This window comes from Paenibacillus taichungensis (assembly GCF_047302525.1).
GTDB classification, from domain to species: domain Bacteria; phylum Bacillota; class Bacilli; order Paenibacillales; family Paenibacillaceae; genus Paenibacillus; species Paenibacillus taichungensis_B.
On the sequence record NZ_CP168020.1, the window covers coordinates 3,254,334 to 3,274,023 of the forward strand.

Consider the following 19,690-nt stretch of genomic DNA (forward strand, 5'->3'; position numbering starts at 1 on the left):
TAAGGTAAACTCATCTGTTAGTCATTAACTTCTTGTGTCTCGCAGTTAATGATACTAAACTTAGAAGCATAAGCTTCTTTTAGTTAAATCTAGTAGCATTGAACAACTGATTGGGTGAGTGTATTGTTTTATCCTTGATTTAATGAAAATTAATAGAAAATACCAATAATGATAGGTATGAAAAACAAATGGTATGTCTGAGATGCTCAAGGTGACATCCATTTATTAGTGAGAGGAGCGATTTGTTAAATGAGTTGGGAAAGTCATGATAAATATAAGCCGTGCAGATGTGGATTGGGATTTATTGTGGAAACTACTCGTTCAGATGACTGGAATCGATTTGAATATAGCACAAGACTTGAATGTCCTGAATGTAGAAAAAATTATGTTACATATATTTATGATTACATAAGTTCTGGGATGTATGAACAAGCCACGTGTTGGGTGGATAGACAATTATATGATACCTTTCAGAAGAAAGAGGAGAGGTTAAAAGAAACTAAAAGTCGACTAACGCAACAGTTTAATGAACATATGCGTAAGGAATACCTGGATAAATGGGTAGCACTTTTTGAGGATTCACCTTACACCAAAAAAGCAGTATGGGAGAAATTTAAAAAATATAAGCTCACTTCATATAGTTACAAAACGTTTTGTTCTAAAACGGATAAACAAAGTCTAAGTCAGTTTGTTGAAAACCAAGTGCTTTATGAAAACAGATATTTAATTCTCTCAGCGATTGGGGTTGAGAGTGATTCTTTTTTGGAGAGTTATTCGGCCAATTTAATGGAACATCAAAAGGCTAGGGATAACGCAAGACGTGAAATGATGCAGAGTTCTTTCCGATAGAAAAATTAGAAAGATTACAGGGATGCACTATATCAATGGAAAAGGACTTTAAACATGAGAAAGATCTTTCATTGACGGAGAACCAAGTATAGATATTTATTTAATAGATAGGAATGGGGAGAGTTAATGTCATTATTTTATAAATCAATTCATCCCATAAATCTTAAAGATATTGAGTCTCTTATTGGGGACCCCCCGATAAAAGAGGGGTAGCAAATTGATTATAAGCGGGATATGATTCGTGCTGAACAATTATGCGAGGCAATAATATCGTTTGCGAATACTCAGGGCGGCGATCTGTTGATTGGAATTGATGAGGAAGCGGGTGTCCCAGTTAGCCTTGTTGGGGTTGAGTGTCTTGATACTGACAAAGAGAAGCTAAGGTTACTCGAGATTTTTCGCAGTCGAATTGAACCGAGGATCACGAATATTGATGTTGAATTTATTGAAATGGAAGAATCAAAATATATTATCCTGATCCGCACACAAAGAAGTTGGCTTCGCCCGCATAGAGGTTGGCATAATTCCAAGTTTTATGCCCGTCAATCGAATGGCAAGTACGAATTGGATGTGCAGCAGCTTCGACAGATATTTTTGGGCAGTTCAGAATTTAACACTAAGTATGCTGATTTCCTTGCAGAGAGGGCAGCTTATCATATTGAAAAATATGGATTTAAGCCATTCATACTTCTGCATTTTATTCCAGTATCGGCTTTTGAAAATCCCAATGTAGTTGATTTAACAGGAATATTTAATCAGATTAGGTCAACTCCTATAGGTACATCAAATGATAATAGGAGAATTAATTTTACTGGAGTTTATTCAGAATCAGAAGATAAATCGTGCAAATTTCAACTGTTCAGGAATGGGATAATTGAACATGCAACAACAAGAATTATTGAAGAGAAAGAGATTTCGGGGAAAAGACTGCACGACTGTTTGAAGAAGACATTTGCGTATGCCCTACACAATTATAGATCATTAGAAATAATGGAACCAGTTTATGCAATGCTTTCTTTTTACGGCGTCGAGGGATTAACTGCTGTCGACATTGATACTTTCTTTACTGGACATGATGTAGTACCTTATGAATCGGACAAAATGATCTTTCCAGAAGTCCTTATTGAGGATGTAGAGAATGTAAATCTTCCCGAATTACTCAGACCAATTATGAATGCATTATGGAATGCCTACGGCTTCTCGAGCTATTCTCGTTAGTTAAATTAATACATCTCCTTATCATCTACCCAAGGTAAAGATATACTTCAATATAAGTACAGCTCACAATCTATATGAATGTACTCTATTAAGTTCCGTTAAATGAGTTCATGAGTGCATTTCACAATATTAAGAGAAAGGAAAAATACACTCAATTGAGTGTATGGATTGAGCAAAACTACTCTACTTGTTCTACCTTTCCTCTATCACAAGGAAAGCAACTTTGTTGCTTTGATGGTAAGCTTCAAAGACAGCTTGGATTGTTTGCTAAAGGCTCAATCTAGCAGTGGTCTTCTTTGTTGAGCCCCTGATTCTATTGTTTTGTCAATTTCTTCTGAATATTTGCCGCTTACAAGAGGAATATAAAAGACAGGGATAGAACTACTTTGATAGGGAACAGAACCATAAGAGCTACATATGGCTTTATATTTGTTCGACTGACTGGATTAGAGGTGACATGATGACCGTTGAAATTGCAGGAGTTCGAGGCTATGAGTACCAATATCTCGTTTCTGCTTATGTGGCGCTGAAGCTACTGGACCAAGAAAACGTTGGCATCTATATCGAATGTGCGGATGGCGAAGATTTACGGATTACTTTTCAGGTCGCGGGTGAGCCTTATATTTTGGACGTGCAAGTGAAGGATCGTTCCGGTCAAGTTGATTTAGCGGAGTTTTCGAGTTGGATTAGCCATTTTGACAAGCATAGCCGGGACATGAACTTGCTGGAGAAATTAAAGCAAGACGCTAACCGCTTTGTATTATTTATAACGAATGCCCGCTGCCAGGACGACGTGAGCCTCTTTGTAGATTCCAATGAGGTTTATTTGCCGTTAACGGCAGGGATGGGCAACGACTTATTGGATCGGGTCAAAACAAATGTGTTGTCCCACTACACAAATGCGACTACTGCTGGGCAGGGACGTCGGCGTTTTTTGGAGCAGTTTTTTAAAGATAACTCGAATAATCAGCTTAGGACGATTTTGAAAAAAAATCGCGTCTGGGAGTCTATGGACTGGGATATTGTTCATGAACGGCTAGCGCAGTTGCTCAATAGAAAATACGCCGTTCCTCAAAGCGAAACAGAAGGCGTCATTAGCAAGCTGGATGAACTAGTTCGTCAAGGACGCGATTCCGGGGAGTCCATCACGGAGGATGTCGTTAGACTGCTTACTGCTTACAACGGCAATCGAATATTCCCCTATGATGAAAAACTCGTGCTGCGTGCTGAAATGCCCCTCTGCAGTGAAGCTTTGGAAGCTTCCCATGTGCTGCTGTTGACAGGGGTATCCTTTTGTGGCAAAACGTATTTGGCGAAGGAGATTGCCCAACGTTATCAGGAGTCTGGCTTTAAAGTAAAAATAACAAGTGAGCTAGATGGGGACAGCGGTGCGCTTGCTTTTTTGCGGCATGTGAGCCCTGAGGAGAGGCTACTCGTACTGGAAGATCCGTTTGGCTCGATGACGGCTCATCCACAAAGGGCCGAGCTTATTGCAAAAGTGGAACGGCTGCTGGACGCCTGCGGCCCACATCGCAAACTGATTGTGACAACCCGCAGCGATATTTTGCTTCATGCTTTGCGTCGCGACTCGATTGCGGAATGCCGCATGAAGGCACATGTATGGCATGATTTGACGGCTGATGAAGTTGCAACCGGAGAGCAAATTTGGAGTCGCTATTATGGTGAGTCGGACCCATCTAAGGCATTGTTTAAGCGACTGCAGGACTGGCTGGAGCGTAATGAACGTACGAGCGTCTTGCAACCGGGACAAATCGTGCACCTCTATTATGCGCAGCCTGATCTGGGTGTGCTGGAACAATGGGAGGAGTCGGCAATCGTTAATGAAGCACGGATCGACTCTACTCGCTTGGCAAGGCAAATTGACGAGCAGGGACAGTACAGCAAGCGTGTGTTTATGGCGCTTGGTTTAAGCTGCAACACCTATCGAGCGGCAAAGCTCGACGATTTGGCGTTTCTGTTAAGTGAATCGACGGAGGAACCAGCGCTTAACCCTCAGCGTAACGAGCCTGTTACAATTGCCTATCATTTCGGGGGCAAAGTAGCGGAGACGCCGCCATATCCAGCCTACCAGACAACGTATGAGATTACGGTCGACAATAGGGAAGCGCTTCGAGATTTACGCGACCGCGGCTATATCAAAGTTGATTCGGTTTATAAAACGATTGTGTTTACCCATCCGATTTACTACCACGCGAGCAAAATCTTATTCCAAACAAATCTGGAGGACGTTTTTGCCGACAAGGAGAGCATTTTCCGCTTGTTAGGCCGAAGTTTGGCTTCACCTTCTAAAGAAGGAAACTTGTGTGCGCTTATGATGGCAGAGTGGCAGTATGCCGAGACACAAGATGCCACGCTTAAACAACGAGTCAAGATATTGCTGCTAAGAAGTCTACATTCGTTGTTTCCGTCTGTGAAGGATCGGGTCATTATGTATTTCAATAGTCGGCTGGATAAGCTGGACGATCAGGAGCAGAAGGCGTTTGTGCGTGCTGTAAAAGTTCAAAACTCGATGAATGACGATCATATTTTGTGGCATAAGGGCGAGCCGTATTTTAATACAGCAACGGAGCGTCGGTCCAGTTTCAACTGGCTGAACTGGGATGAGGACAGACATGTAGCAAGTCTGCAAAAATTGGCGGCAAGCGAGCCGCTTACTGCTGAAGAAATACGGGATATGCTAGCAGCTCAAGTTGCAGACAAAATGAAGCCAGCGGATCTGTTACACGTTATTCGGCTGGCGCTAGATTATGATGAAAGCTTTATTCGAGCGAAAGCGGTTAAACTGCTGTTTCAACAGTTCGCTTATACGTTCGAGGATATTGCAGGCTACTTGGAGCCGCAAGAGCATCCGGACTATATTTATAATCTGTTTCGCGGCGCTTTGTCCAGTTGGAGCAGCTATACATCACAAGCGAAGTCAGCGATTTTAGATTATTTTCGTAACTCGCTGTCTATTATGTCCGTTGCGCTGCGCTCTAAACGTTTTTTGGAAAAGTTCGAGGATCAGTATGCGCGGGATGGCCTAGATTGGGATGGACTCACAGACGAGGAAGCCCGAGAGTTATGGCTTGTTTGGTACGATGTGTTTATTGCGCTACTAAACCATTTTCCGTCCCAATATATACGGATGAATGAAGCTCATATGGTGAAAGTAGCGAGAGAGTCGCTCGCTCATGTTGATGATTTGGAGCGGATTTCCCAATTGGCAAGCTCTTGGCATCGTTGGCTGCATCATTATAGCGAACATCATTTGCCGGAGGATTATGGCATGAATGTTGCGGATTATTTGCTGAAAGGAACAGGACAGGCTGCTGACGTTAGAGCAGAACTGTTTCAAGAACTGCTGTCGGTCCGGCAAACTAGCCTTCTCACGGTTACGATCGGCACATTGGTAGACCATTGGCCCTCGCTGTCAATTGGCGAACGTACTGAGCTAATAGCGGTATTGCAAGCCAAGCGAGAGGATGTCCGTTGGCTGCGTGGAGTTGCGCTGAACCGCCGCACTGTTCCTGATGAAGTGCAAATTGCGATTGTGGGCGAGGTCTTATTTGGACAAGAGATTGATGCTGTAGTGGATCGGCTGATGGCGGAAGGATTGCTGGAATGCTGCCTCAACGTCCATTGCGGTTACCCGCAGCCGTTATGGTGGAATGGCTATCATCATCATAACGAAAAGGTATGGAATCGTGTTATTTTGGAGGTTTTGGGGAGACCACCGGAGGGTCGCTGCTTCGATATTGCGTTGCGGGAGTTTATAGATGCGCTTTACAATCATGATACGCATCCATTTCCAGACGGTATGGCCGTGTATACGAGGCTGGTCGCTAATCCGGCTCAACGACAGGCGGTGTTTCGTCAGTTGCTGACCGTTACAGCAACAAACAACCAAAGTAATAAACAAATGTGGAAATTGCTGTTTGCCTGTAGCTCCGAGGAGGAACGGCAGAAATTTTTTACGATCATCGCAGAAAACATTGAAGCTGTGCAATACTATTGTGATGATGAAGACGATTTGTTGGAGCTATTTGAGCAGGAGGTTGTATTTGGCCAGTTGTACCCGAGACTGGTCATGGACCATGAGGTTGTAGCTTTTTGCTTCCGGTATATGGATTATGTTGGGCAGCAAGTAACTGCTTCACTTACCGATGAGAAGCAAGGGGAATTTAAAGCATTCATTAACTCGGTATATGAGCATACTCCGCCAAGAATGACGTTAACAAACAAGATTATTAGTAACACACTGTGCAATTTACGTATTTCCGATGACGAAATTGATCAACTAATTGAAGCTAGTCGATGTCAGCTTATCGATTTAGGCCACGAGCAATCGCAATCGTTTGACGATCATTACGAGTTGGAGCATTGGGTGCAGTGATTCGTTAAGACAAGAAAAATAGAGATAAGCCTGCATTTTACGAACTGCATAAATCTAGTGAAAAAGATCGATCTATGAAGTTTAACAGCGAGGATGCAGCTACTCATGAAGGAAATGCTATAAATCATTATTTAGCATACGTATGATAGTTTACTTGTTACTACAAATAAAAGCACCCATTTCGGTGCTTTTTCATTTGCTCTCTTACGTCAAGAAGAGAGCAAATTTAGCCCGTTTCAGTAAGTGAAGTAGACTTAGCCTTACATGTCGAGGGACAAAAACATAGCCCTATTGCCGATTAGGTGTGTGCCTGTTCCCATAGGCTCAGCAAAGTCAAAAATTTTATACATGAAAATCTTCACAATTTTAATCTATATAATATACTTAAATTATAAAAAAACTCATATAACAAGTAGACTAATTCACAATAAAAACTTTGTTTTGAGGAGGGTGTATAATTCATAGTTCATTTTCTTTATCTTCTTGCCATTAGCATCAGTTTAAATATTTGTTGATTTTTTGCATTAGTTTTTCTTAATCCACTTCTTCATAAATTTTTTCCAGACAATTTGGCCAGTTTCCGTGTTGTAAATATAAACATTATCATCAGGAAGGGATTTGGATTCTTCTCTAAGTTTGGGAGTCAAGATTGCTGAGCATTATCACATGCTGAAATAAGTTTTTGTTATGACTGGTGAAGAGTTATTAGGAGTTTCATAGTTTACCAATATCGGTCACTAAGTTTGGGGCCATTTTATATCAATTAAGTTAGGGTATTTAAGTATGTTTTTTTGGAATAATGGTGGTGAAGAGAAAGGTGATAAGATGGTGGCTAAAGGATCGATACAAGAAATGAAAGATTTGGCTATAAAGAGAGAAGGGTTATGCTTATCCATTGAATATACCAATAGTAATACGAAACTTAAGTGGAGATGTAATTGTGGTTATGTATGGGAAGCAACCCCGAATAATATTAAAAGAGGAAAATGGTGTCCCTCGTGTGCTCATACCAAGAATGCCAACTCTAAAAGGAAAACAATTCAAGACATGCAAGTTATGGCAGAACGAAATCATGGTAGATGTATATCCAGCGAATACTCAAATATGAATTCAAAGCTAGTATGGGAATGTTCTAAGGGGCACCAGTGGGAAGCATACCCCAGTAATATATACTCGGGAAAATGGTGCCCCACATGTGCGGGGAGAAATAAGAGTTTAACTGATATGCAGGCTTTTGCAGAGGAGTATAACGGTAAATGCCTATCTACTCAATTTTTTAATATGACTAGAAAGCTAAAATGGCAATGCAATGAAGGTCATATATGGGATGCAACTCCAAATAGTATTTTAAACCAAAAATCTTGGTGTCCCGTTTGTGCTGGAAACAATAAAAAATCAATTAAAGATATGGAACAATTAGCTGGTAGGAGAGGAGGAAAATGTCTTTCGAAAAAGTATATTAATATTGATTATCCACTTTTATGGGAATGTACTAATGGTCACGATTTCATAGCTACACCTTACTCAATTGAAAAAGGTAGTTGGTGTCCAAAATGCAATAATATCTCAGTATTCTTCAATGAAGAGAAGTGCAGATTTATTTTGGAATCTCTTACACAGAAAAAGTTTTATAAAACAAGGAAAGAATTTGGAAACGGTTATGAACTTGATGGATACAATGAGGAGCTTAGATTAGCTTTTGAGTACCACGGAAGACAACACTTTTCATATACTCCTTATTTCCACAATCAAAGCGAGGAACTTTTTTTTGAACAACAGTTAAGAGATCTAAAAAAGGAGCAACTTTGTAAGGAGAACTCTATACATCTAATTGTGATTCCATATAATGTCGAAAGTGATACGGATAAAGTAGGATTTCTTCATAAGAAATTATGGGAATTAGGATACGATGTTTTGGATAATGACTTAGATTGGAGAAGTTTTTATAAAGGGTTTAATCCATTAGAAGAGTTACATACTCTCGCTGGTTTAAAAAATGGCATTTGTCTCTCGAATGAGTACAATGGGAGTGATGAGAAATTAAGTTGGGAATGTTCAGAAGGACATGTGTGGGAGGCCTCTCCATATTACATAAGAAAAGGCTCATGGTGTCCCCAGTGCTTAGGCCGAGGGAGAACTATCGAAGATATGAAAATACTCGCACAAGAAAAAGGAGGGGAATGCTTATCAGACTCATATACAAATAACAGTACAAAGTTAACATGGAAGTGTGAAAGTGGTCATGTATGGGATGCAACACCTTTAAGTATTTCAAATGGAGCATGGTGTCCTAGATGTTCTGGTAGATTGATTACCATTAAAGATATGCATTTATTGGCCGAAAGTAAGAATGGTAAGTGCCTGTCCACCCAATATAGTAATAATATAACACCATTATTATGGGAATGTCATATGGGACACCAGTGGAAAGCAGCTACTAGAAGTATTCAGCAAGGTTCGTGGTGTCCATCATGTAATTCAAAAACGATAAATAACATGAAACAAATTGCAGCAAAATATGGTGGGGAGTGTATTTCTGAAATATATAGTGGGATTGACGGGAAATTACTTTGGAAATGTGATCATGGACATCAATGGGAGTCGTCTCCTAATTATGTCCAAAGAGGAAGATGGTGTCCTCAGTGTAAGAAAGACCAAAAACAACGTAAAACTATTAACAAACTAAAATTGTTAAAAGAGTTAGCTCAACAAAGAGAAGGTAGATGCCTATCTCGAATTTATTATAATGTTGACACTAAACTTAGGTGGGAATGTAAGGTGGGCCACCAATGGGAGTCTACACCCTATAGTGTGAAAAACGGAAGTTGGTGCCCTACATGCGCTTCTAAGCATTCTGGTATGTATAGAAAAAATAATATTAGAGATATGAAGAGGCTAGCGGAGAAAAATGATGGAATATGTATATCCGATACTTACGTAAACAGTCAAACAAAATTACGTTGGAAATGTAAAGAAGGTCATGAATGGTTCGCCAATCCTAATAACATTCAGCAAGGATCTTGGTGCCCGACATGTAGAAGAAACGAAATTTCAATTAAGCAGAGAAAGTCCATTGAGGATATGATTGAACTAGCTAGAAAAAGAAATGGAAAATGTTTATCTACGGAATATATTAATGCACACACCAAGCTAATGTGGAAATGTGTTCATGGGCACGAGTGGGAAGCTAAGCCCAATAACATACAACAAGGAAAATGGTGTCCTAGGTGTATTAAATAGTTAACTTTAGTTGGCGATTTTTTCATATAGTGATAAGATCGGTCCAACATATATATAATTACGTAAAATAATAATTTGACGAATAAATAAAGATGAAATATATTAAAAACACGGAGGTACGCATACATATATGGATAAACAAATGAAAATGCACTATATGCAACGAATTGATGATAAACTATCTGATTTGCCTTGGTACGTTACAGAATTTATCGATAGTAAAAAACGAAAGTTATCTCCAACGACACTTCTTAATTATTGCCATGATTACATTATCTTTTTTGATTGGCTTATCACTGAGGATATAACTTCATCAACTCGGAAAGAAATACATTTAGAAACATTAGAACGATTAACCATTCGTGAGGCGGAAAACTTTATGTCATTCCTGAATTATCAGTTGGGAAACAAAAAGCTTACGATTAATCGGAAATTGTCCTCACTAAAATCTTTGTTCGATTACCTGCAGAATAAGGCTGAAACTCGCGACCTAAAGCCTTATATCCAACGAAATGTTATGGCCAAGATGGATTTGAATACTATAAAAGAAAGCCAGGAAACTATCGCAAATCGCATTGAAGGAAAAATTCTTAGAGAAGACGATTTTGAATTGTTCAGACAATTTGTAGCCTATGATTTTGGTGAAAAGCATAAAGACAATAAACGGATCTTTTCGTTTCATCAATTTAACCGTGAACGTGACACCGCAATTGTTTCGTTGATATTGGGTTCTGGGCTTAGATTATCCGAGGTTTCAGGCATTAATACGGATGATCTAGATATGAATAAAGCTTTAGCCCGAGTAATACGTAAAGGTGATAAAGAACAATATGTTTACTTTAGCAGGCAGGCATTAGTGGATTTAGAAAGTTATCTTCAGATCAGAGAAACAAAATATGTGCCTGAAAAACACGAGAACTATTTGTTCATAGCAGCTCCTGTGGGCCGTAAAGGAAAAAGCCGGCGTTTGACACAACGATCAATCGAAAAACTCGTTGAAAAGTATGCAACAGCCTTTGGAAAGCCTTCTTTAACAGTGCATTCTCTCAGACACTCCTTTGCAACACGATATCATCTGGAGAATAACGATGTACCCAGGTTAAAGAATCAGTTAGGACATTCGTCGATACAAACGACAATGATATACACACACCTGACTGATGAAGAGATGCGTAATGCAGTAAATAACATGGATCGATAAACCCGCGGCACTATGCGGTTTTTCTTAGACTATTACACAAAATCCGTATTTTGACTAAATGTCTGTATACCCAAATGCGCCGAATCTCGTCTTTCTGAGATCGGCGCTTTTTGATTAGATAATGTATACTCATTCTTTGCTTTGGATTCGATGTTGAACTTTTAGATGATATTATTCTAACACATTATTTGATTAAATATACATTTCAGATAAAAAAATTATCATCGGGAGTTTATCTCATATTTGTTTGCTGCCGCATATCTTCACTCATATATCATTCTAGGGACATTATCTCCTGGTCCTTCCATACGTTTGTCCACGTCTAACTGGAGTTATGCGTAATTAAGTTGAGTTCAATTTCCCTGAGGACTCTTATCACCTTTTCCTTGTCATTCATGAAGAAGCTGCGCTGAAACTTACCAATGTTGCCTTACCTGAAAATAAAAAATTACTAGAACAATTTAAGTTTTCATATGCGGAGGTTTATCGGAAAATTTTTAAGAACGTATGCAGCCCCTATTCAACTAAATGCCGGGTTAGTTGAAATAATTTCGCGTAAAAACTCACTAGTTCAGGAAATTCTTGGAATCAGAAGGCTGGATATGATTATGCCAGAGTGTATATTTCCAACGTCTCTTGCGGCACGGAGGAGATAAACCCGTGTTTCCTCCTCTCCTTTTATACGAGATTTTAACCAATCCAATCTTTCAACATGTAGCTGATCTATGAAACTATTTTACCTGGGTCTACCCATTCAATAGAGCGAAGAGCCAATATTTTTTCGAAATGAGTAGTGCACAATTTGATAAAAAAACGATGTTACACTACGCTAAGTAATAAAAAAACAAAAATGCAGTACGTTGTTCTCGTTCTGGCATTTTTTATTCTACATAAGTTTATTGAAATGCGTATCTGTCCACAGTAATACAGAAGCCACCATCAGTATCATTATTGGTATGTGACTCAATAATCACTTGATAAGTTCTTTTCTGGAACCACATTGCTCAGATCTCAGCTCTCCCTCTAACATCTTCAGTAAAGTCTGTGACTTTTAAAGTGAAATAGGCTGCTGGATTCGCTCGCTACTAGCATCGTGAATCCAACAAGGCTTATTTCATTTCAGAATCCTACGTGGCGCTATCAAGATAACGCCACATAATTTTCTACGGGGGATTGACGTTCTGAGGCACCGTCAGGAACTCTAATAATTAACTAATGAATTGCTGTAAAGTAAGCTTCATAAATACCTTTGTGAAATCCTCCAGGGGCAATGGTGTACAGTCCGCACTTACTAGCATTTGAAAGTTGTAACCATCCATCTCTTAACTCCTTAGAGATGTAAGGACTCTCATCTGGCAACCAAATGGAAATTTCTAAGTCCCAATTCTTCTCGGGACTAGTTTCCATTCTCAAAGATACTGCCTCAGTTTCGTCATTACTCTCCAAAATCAAGCAGTATCCATCTGTAATATAGTGAACGTAGCTATCAGTTGCCTTCAAGAAGTACCATGAAACATCTAAAAACTCCCTACACTGAACTAATGTAGGAGGATTCATATCTTCGTGTTCTATCTGGTTTCTAATGTCTATTAATTTATTCAGTATAAATGGTCGTATTATGCCGAAATACTCTAATTGCTGTAATGGCTTCTTTGGTACATCCGATAGTGGAATTAAGTTGAACTTGTACTCATTTTGTAGTGTATTCAGTCTACTATTAACCGCTCTTTTTAAAGCACATATCGCGTCCACTCTTTGAAAATGGTTGGCTTGTCTGTTTAGTATGCGTTCCGCATGTTTCCAAATCTCATAAGGTCTCTTATACAAAGTTGGTTCATTACAATAGGAGCCATCAATTTCAGCCCGCCATTGAAATACTTTTGGGGATAACCACATATATTCCTCCTCCAATCTTTCAACTCTCTATACTTATTCTTATCTTCTTCTGATATTCGCAATGTTTATCAGAGAATTTTCTAAATGATGGATTAAATCAATTAAGTTATATTACATGCTTGAACAAGAAAGCCGACCACAAACACTGGCTGCCTTGTTCTTTGACTTAGCTATCGTTTCCCGTTAGTTCAACCGAATTAAAAAATTTGATGCAAATAAAGCAACTGTCCAATCAATAGTCCTGCCACACCAAATCGGTTAAAATAGCTACTTTCAATGGGACTAAGTTCGCTCATGCTCCTGACCTTTACGCAATCGTTCAATCCTTCATGCCTACTATTTTGTTCTCTGACTGTGTAATCACATTGAAATAAGCCGCAACGATGAAATTCAGGCTGTTTTGGGGTTCCCACTTTACGAACCATGGTACGGTAAAATGTTACTCCTGCAATTGTGAAGTGCTAGCTCCTACAGCAATTCCCTCGATTAGGCCAGCAAACTCAACTGTATCTAGAATCAACTGCTTAAAAGTCCGTATACTTTTTGGGTAACCGCGGGAATTAGAGGCTCCGACGGCAAGATACCAAATTATTAAATATGCTGCATGCGTATTAAAAATTGCCGAGTCTGTACGGTGATTTACACCTTGTGGATACCTTGCGCCGACTGTTTCCGATAAGACGCTCCAACACCACATGCTCACCTGAGCCTCGCATTTGTCCTACGAAAAAGACTGTTCCATTCCCACTGACTGTTCGGCCTGTTTTCTTTACTTTAGTATCTTCATAATATTCCCATCAATTTCAATTGTGTAATCCCCGTTGGTTTTTGTGTCACAATCTTTTTCACTTTGAGATTCGCTGTGATAAACGGACATTCAGGTCATCCTCCTATCCGTTAAATAATTTAGAACTTCCAAACCTAGTTTGACCTTGATAAAAGTTTATATTTATATTTGATACCTGATTGTACAAGGATCGGTTCAGCGTTGAAGTTGGTCTTTTGATCATAATCCATTCTGTACCTGCCCGTTAGTTTAATGAATTGAAGGGCGAGATGACGATTAGATATATGCCTAACCGGCAATAGGAACATGTTCTTGTTCTCAGCAGCTAGTTTGATTTCGATATTTCGGTACCGATAAAATAAAAAAAGCCGCTAAAATAGCGACTTAAAAAGGAATATGTTCTTGTGCCCCTCGACATTAAAGCTATTACGTCATTGAATAATGATGCTTGTTTTCTGTTTCAACGTAATTATGATTCGTGGATACGTATCCAAAGTATTGATCTATTGTATTATAAAAAAACTGATACAGCTGAGAAAACCTAACGTAATCCGATACACTAATCCTATCTAATTCCTCTTTTACTTTGATAATGAACACATTATCTATTGCCTCTTCCCCAAATTTCAAAGAGTATTCTGTCTTCCACTTGTTCTTTGCATTTTCAATGGCATTTACCACAATAAACCGATCAACAATCGGGTAACCGGCAAAATTGGCACGCACATCAGTAAATGAATTTTGCAATACATATTTTAAGCATTGTTGAATTTCAAGTATATACTTGTTAAATATTCCGTTATCTTCTGGATTCTCAACATGTTTCTTAATTGAACCTATAATCTCTTCTGATTCTGAAAGATCCAAAATAAGCATGTTTATTGCTTTCCAAGCCGTGACAGAAAAAACGCCGGTTGCTCCATACTCATATGGTCTATCCACTGCTGGAGTAGTTATTCCGTCTCTCTTTCCTAGTAAAGATCCATGTACCAAATCGTTTAAAAGCTTATCTTTAGAGTACCCTTCAGTGACAGGTCTAACAATATAATTACTGTGCTTTTCATAGGCGCAGTACTCTTTGACTATTCTTGTGAATAACTTTTTGTAAAAGACATTGAAAAACTCAACATGGACATCATTGACTTTATTTTGATCATCAAAATACAAAATAATGTTATTCAAGAGAGTTCTGAAATCAGATAGACTACTTAATAGTCTATCGAATACTTCCAAAGAACAAAACTCATATCGTTGATATTCTTCTTCATCATAGTTAATTTCATCGTCAGTTAAAACTCCTACTTCAGGCAAAAGAAGTTCTCTCTTATGAGTCTTAATTAGTTGGTTAGTTGCCTCACCATTTTCATCAATTATGCTTAGAGACTTAAGAAATTTATGTATTTCTTTGAAATTCAATTTTATAACACTTTTGTTTTTAACAAGATCATTATATATATCGGAGCTGATATTAATTTCGTCATTCATACAATCTTCCAGCTTAGACCCAAGTATTGCGCTGCGTTCAATAATAAACGTAGGAACTGCTTCAAAAATTGATTTTACAAATTCCCCATACATTTCTCTACCCAAACTAGGCATTGTAAGGTTTGTTCCGTTCATAAAGATACAGGCTTGAATACCATCCAATCCTGCCTCGGCCAAACTTGGTGGCTTCTTGCTACTTTCGCTGAGTTCCAAATCCAAAAAACCACGGGTATCACGTAGAATAACCGTCTTAAATCCGTATTTACGCATGATCTCCAAGGCTTTTTTTGATGCAGGCACCTTTATCTTTATATAACTCACTAATTTATCGGCCTTAGAGCTATTAATCATAGAAATTGCATAGTTTAAATCATTTTTTATTTTATCGGAAACTATTTTTAGATTATCTTCCAATGACTTTTTGAAACTTCCATCCTCAGAAGCAGTAACAGGGTTGATCTTAAACCCCTTATAGTCCATATTGCGTAATTTTGCGTTCATCCCTACAACATCTTTACTATCTATATTAAGTGTGAGATTATCTAAATCAAACTTCACCTCGCTTACTGATGGATTATCACAATCAGATAGCTCATAAAATGTTGTAACTTTAGTCAAACCACCATCATTTTGATGTAATTTTGTTAGTGAATTTCCGAATTTTTGTTGATCAATCATTGATGCAATAAACGTCGATTTTCCCGAATTGGTTATTCCTACTACGGCTACATCAATTACATCATTAAAAATTTTTATACTCATAAATGAACTCCTTCACCTTATCTTTAAACTTCTCTCATTGACTCTTACATTAATTCTACTTTTTCCGACATTTCCCTCTTTTTCAATTTCAATTAGTCACGATAATGCCGAAATAAAATCAAAGCGTAGAATAGCTATGATACTCCTGTTTTGGTATTAAGATATAAAAGTGAATGGTGCTGTCATGGCTGATCTTAGGATTTACTAGAAGTCCTCTATTTGAGATCGTTGGTCGCAACGTTTATGTTTCACATGCGTAGAGCCACTCTGTTGATGTTTTCCGCTCCTCAAAGGAATTATACGTCCAATGGGGATGATTTCACTAGCAATGGCGTTAACCGGATTACCATGCTATATGAAAGGAACATAACACGTCGAAGGGTGATCTGGGTGTACCCTTTTATCTTGCATACATTGAACTTCCGCACCTGTGTTAAAGCAACAGTTCGACACTTCATTTTTTAATACCAATCCAACTGTGTTTAACCTCTTGTCCCGTCAGCTATACATAATGAAGTTTTAAGTACATTTGATCTATATTTAGATATCCATCTAATCGGTAATCGGACTATGTTCTTGTCAATTCCGGCAATCGGTACAAGTTCTTGTCCTTGGCTTGGGACAAGAACTTGTACCGATAAAATAAAAAAGCCGCTAAATTAGCGACTTCAAGGGGTATATGTTCTTGTCCATCGACAGATTCAGTATACCTTTCAAATTATTGTTCACACTGTATGTATTTATCTTTCTTTGTTATTGGATACAGTGTACCCTTCGGAATCATTATATATACATACTGTCAGTTAGCTTTACCTAATTAAGTGGAGGTACCTCCCGAATCGTATTCGGTTATTTCTGGTAGAGGTAATTTCATCTCATCACTTGTATTAGTGGCCTAATTAAAATAATCATAGGTTAATCCTTCGCTTCTACTTATTCTATAGTCAATGCATAGTAAACGAAAAAATCTCAACGGACATCATTCCATGGTTTTGATCGATGAATTGTGTACGATTACCTATACTATAACCCCCCCCTAAAATCTTTTCGAACTTCCACAAATCTGTTTGATTTTCAATCAACTATCTTATAATTTATGAAAAAGTGTCTGCATCGTTTGGGATAGACTCCAATTTAAATGAATTAGGCTACAAAAAAAGTCAGACGTTGTTGAAAAACCAGCGCCTGACAGTTAACCGTAGATATAAATTTATGATACCTCTCATTGCACGTTTGGCATTATGACTGTGAACCTAAGTTTTGTACTTCCAAAGTAATCTGATGATTGAGGTCGAAGGTAAGAATTTCTGATGAATTTTTATTGTGAAGTTCCGGTTTATCCGCCGGATTTCCGGTCCACTGATATGTTCCAGATATCCATTTCTTTTGAAACCGAATCTGAATAGTACATCCTGGTATTAGTTTATGGTTCTCCACGTAATGTCCCCATATATCTGTGACTGTCTCCTCTTCCAAGGTTATAGGTCCCTTTATCCGTACAGGGGCTGTTTCTATTGTGAAATGAACACGCTCCGGCATTTCCTCCCAAAACTCTACTAAAGCTTCTCTGTACCGATCTATTGCCGTATCAGGAATGGATAAGGCAATTTCATTGAGCGTGCTACTATATAGATCCATAATCAACTTTCCATTAACATCTCTAAAATAACCAGGTTGAATACTTTTTAACTGATCAGCTGCGGCCCCATCCCCATGCTTAATCACATTTTGAACTAATCGGAGCTCATTAATTGTATCCCAGGATGTTATAGAAGTTGGTTGCCAATCACTGTTCAAAAAAAGAGTTTTTATTTCTCCAAATGTGGTACAAAAATTTTTGAATTCCAGTTTCATACCTTTTTTATCTACAAAATGATGATATCGAGTAATTTCCTTAAAAGATAACTCTCGAACTTGCTGCTCCCATACCTGATATAGTGTGGATAAAGTCATCATATATGTGTTGTATTTCATCAAATTTAAGGTTTGCCAGTAATCAAAACCGAAGTCGCGGGCCCTCTCCGCAAAATCAGCAGGATCATCTCGATCTGGATTGAAATAGGAACCTATTTCCGAATAATATTTTTCAGTTTCTTGCTCCGACTCTTCATCTATATTATTGAACTGTGTAGCCAAGCGTTCTTTATATGTTTTTACATAACTATGTATTCTCTCAATGTAAGGTTCTTTTTGATAATCCGGCAAATAAATAAATGGTTTCATTTTCAATCCTTTCTGAAGAACGGACTGGTGTAATTACCAGTGTTTGTTCTACATCCCAAGTTGTATTTGGTTTCCTCCTATGATCATAATATAATCTGTTGCACAATGCTATCTGACCACTAACCCTCTCTTTTCAAAAGGGATATGAGTTTTGTATTGACAAAATCCTCAAAATCACCCTCATTTTCATTTCTGTAATATAGTAGTTTTGCGCTCCCCCATAAAATCCTTGAAATAGGTGCAATTTCTTCAGTCCAAAGCAGCATAAGCTTAATACGCGACCAGTCTTGAAAAGATTCCCTTACAGTAGCGCTATCGGAGCTTTTCGGTAGCATGGGAAGAGTTTGACTGTATAATTGAAAAGCTACTTCTATAACATCTTCAGAGTTTGTTTGATTATCTCTTATATTTTCATGAATATAATGGACTAGCCATCACATTCCTTAATCTAATTTCGTGAAATTTAGATCAATAATAATATCATCCAAATCAATGTTATTTTTTTCGCAGAATTCCTTGATATCCAGCCACAAATGCCAATCAAGTTTGGACGTCCCATACATTAGAACTACATCCACATGTAGATCTTCATCTCTTTCTGGTTCATAAACAAATCCATATTTGTTGAGTAATATTATGTGTTTTACAATTTCACTCGTTGTTTTCCCTGTTATTTCTGTAATTTCGTGAATTATAGCCCCTGTTCCCCATGTTAACTTTGATGAACGTTGAATTATAAGACAGAACACTTGGCGAGTATCTGGGGAGAAGATTTTTAGCTTATCGACCCATCCATTAATATCTTCAACCACACTCTTAGCTTCATCTTCCCTATAATTCCAGCCAAAATATTGAAAGAAACGTTCACCGCTTTCAGAGTAGAGAAAAGTCTGTTGCCCGGTTAAGTCACTAATAGAACGCTGTAATTGGCCTACGATATCAGTATACTTGTCCTCATGTTCCCTTTTCATTCTCTGTAGAACTTCAACTGTATATGTTTGAACATCATTAGTTTTGATGTGATGATCATAACAAAACAACATCAAATTTGAGAGAGCTCTTCTCTCCTCATTTGTTTGATTAGGATTAAATCGTTGCCCGCCTTCTTCGGCGGCTTCAATATGGCAAATCTGTCCAACATAATTCCCATCACTATTGACGATCGTGTGTATGCAATCAGGAAATGCACACTGATTACCAGATCTCAAATATAATTCTCTCAAAACTGCAGAAGTTGGTTGTAGTCTTTTAGCCATAGCCATCTGTGTTCCCCCAATTCATATCATGTGTCCGCACTAAGGTTAAAATGCGAAACTAGTCTAAGGCTGGATTGCTTCGCAGCCCTGTTTTCACTAAATTCATATTCTAAGATAGAAAGAACCTCAGTAACTTTTGTGATTTGCCAAATAGTCATGTGTGAATTCAAAAGACTGTGCTGTTTCATTTGCTTAGTCGACTTCTGAATCTCTTGAGCACGATCCGTTTCCTCCGTCGGTTCCACACGAACCTAACTCCGGTACCGCATGATAATTACTTACCCCTAATACTATATGCAGTTCTAAAAATTGAACTTAAGCTTATTACATAACAAAAAAAGGCTATTTTATAGCGACTTGTTACACAACTATTTTAT

Annotated in this window: 9 protein-coding genes; 5 read left to right on the forward strand and 4 right to left on the reverse strand. The window is 38.3% G+C overall.

Going from position 1 to position 19,690, the window contains the following annotated elements:
- The first annotated feature begins 249 nt into the window (after positions 1–249).
- From ACDJ58_RS14655 to xerS, 5 genes are all read left to right on the forward strand, one after another.
- Positions 250–849 carry a hypothetical protein gene (locus ACDJ58_RS14655; protein WP_413379096.1) on the forward strand — a complete coding sequence of 200 codons (600 nt, stop codon included), beginning with the start codon at positions 250–252 and terminating at the stop codon, positions 847–849.
- A gap of 216 nt (positions 850–1,065) precedes the next feature.
- Positions 1,066–2,067 (forward strand): helix-turn-helix domain-containing protein, encoded by a 1,002-nt coding sequence (locus ACDJ58_RS14660; RefSeq protein WP_413379674.1) that lies wholly within the window; start codon positions 1,066–1,068, stop codon positions 2,065–2,067.
- 457 nt (positions 2,068–2,524) lie between these two features.
- Positions 2,525–6,463, forward strand: a complete 3,939-nt coding sequence (locus ACDJ58_RS14665) for a hypothetical protein (protein ID WP_413379098.1) — start codon at positions 2,525–2,527, stop codon at positions 6,461–6,463.
- 783 nt (positions 6,464–7,246) lie between these two features.
- Positions 7,247–9,703, forward strand: coding sequence for a zinc-ribbon domain-containing protein (locus ACDJ58_RS14670; RefSeq protein WP_413379100.1), 2,457 nt, complete (start codon positions 7,247–7,249; stop codon positions 9,701–9,703).
- 130 nt (positions 9,704–9,833) lie between these two features.
- Positions 9,834–10,904, forward strand: a complete 1,071-nt coding sequence (gene xerS / locus ACDJ58_RS14675; protein ID WP_413379102.1) for a tyrosine recombinase XerS — start codon at positions 9,834–9,836, stop codon at positions 10,902–10,904.
- A 1,212-nt stretch (positions 10,905–12,116) separates the two neighbouring features.
- On the opposite strand, the gene ACDJ58_RS14680 is transcribed toward xerS, so the two are convergent.
- The 4 genes from ACDJ58_RS14680 to ACDJ58_RS14695 all read right to left on the reverse strand — a co-directional run bounded on the left by ACDJ58_RS14680 (position 12,117) and on the right by ACDJ58_RS14695 (position 19,319).
- Positions 12,117–12,800: a hypothetical protein gene (locus ACDJ58_RS14680; RefSeq protein WP_413379104.1), complete on the reverse strand. Its 684-nt coding sequence runs from the start codon at positions 12,798–12,800 to the stop codon at positions 12,117–12,119.
- Between the two features lie 1,213 nt (positions 12,801–14,013).
- Entirely contained in the window at positions 14,014–15,834 is a 1,821-nt protein-coding gene (locus tag ACDJ58_RS14685) for a hypothetical protein (RefSeq protein ID WP_413379106.1), read from the reverse strand.
- A 1,239-nt stretch (positions 15,835–17,073) separates the two neighbouring features.
- Positions 17,074–18,057 carry a hypothetical protein gene (locus tag ACDJ58_RS14690; RefSeq protein ID WP_413379108.1) on the reverse strand — a complete coding sequence of 328 codons (984 nt, stop codon included), beginning with the start codon at positions 18,055–18,057 and terminating at the stop codon, positions 17,074–17,076.
- 443 nt (positions 18,058–18,500) lie between these two features.
- Complete coding sequence (locus tag ACDJ58_RS14695) at positions 18,501–19,319, reverse strand: hypothetical protein (RefSeq protein WP_413379110.1); 819 nt, start codon at positions 19,317–19,319, stop codon at positions 18,501–18,503.
- Positions 19,320–19,690 lie beyond the last annotated feature (371 nt).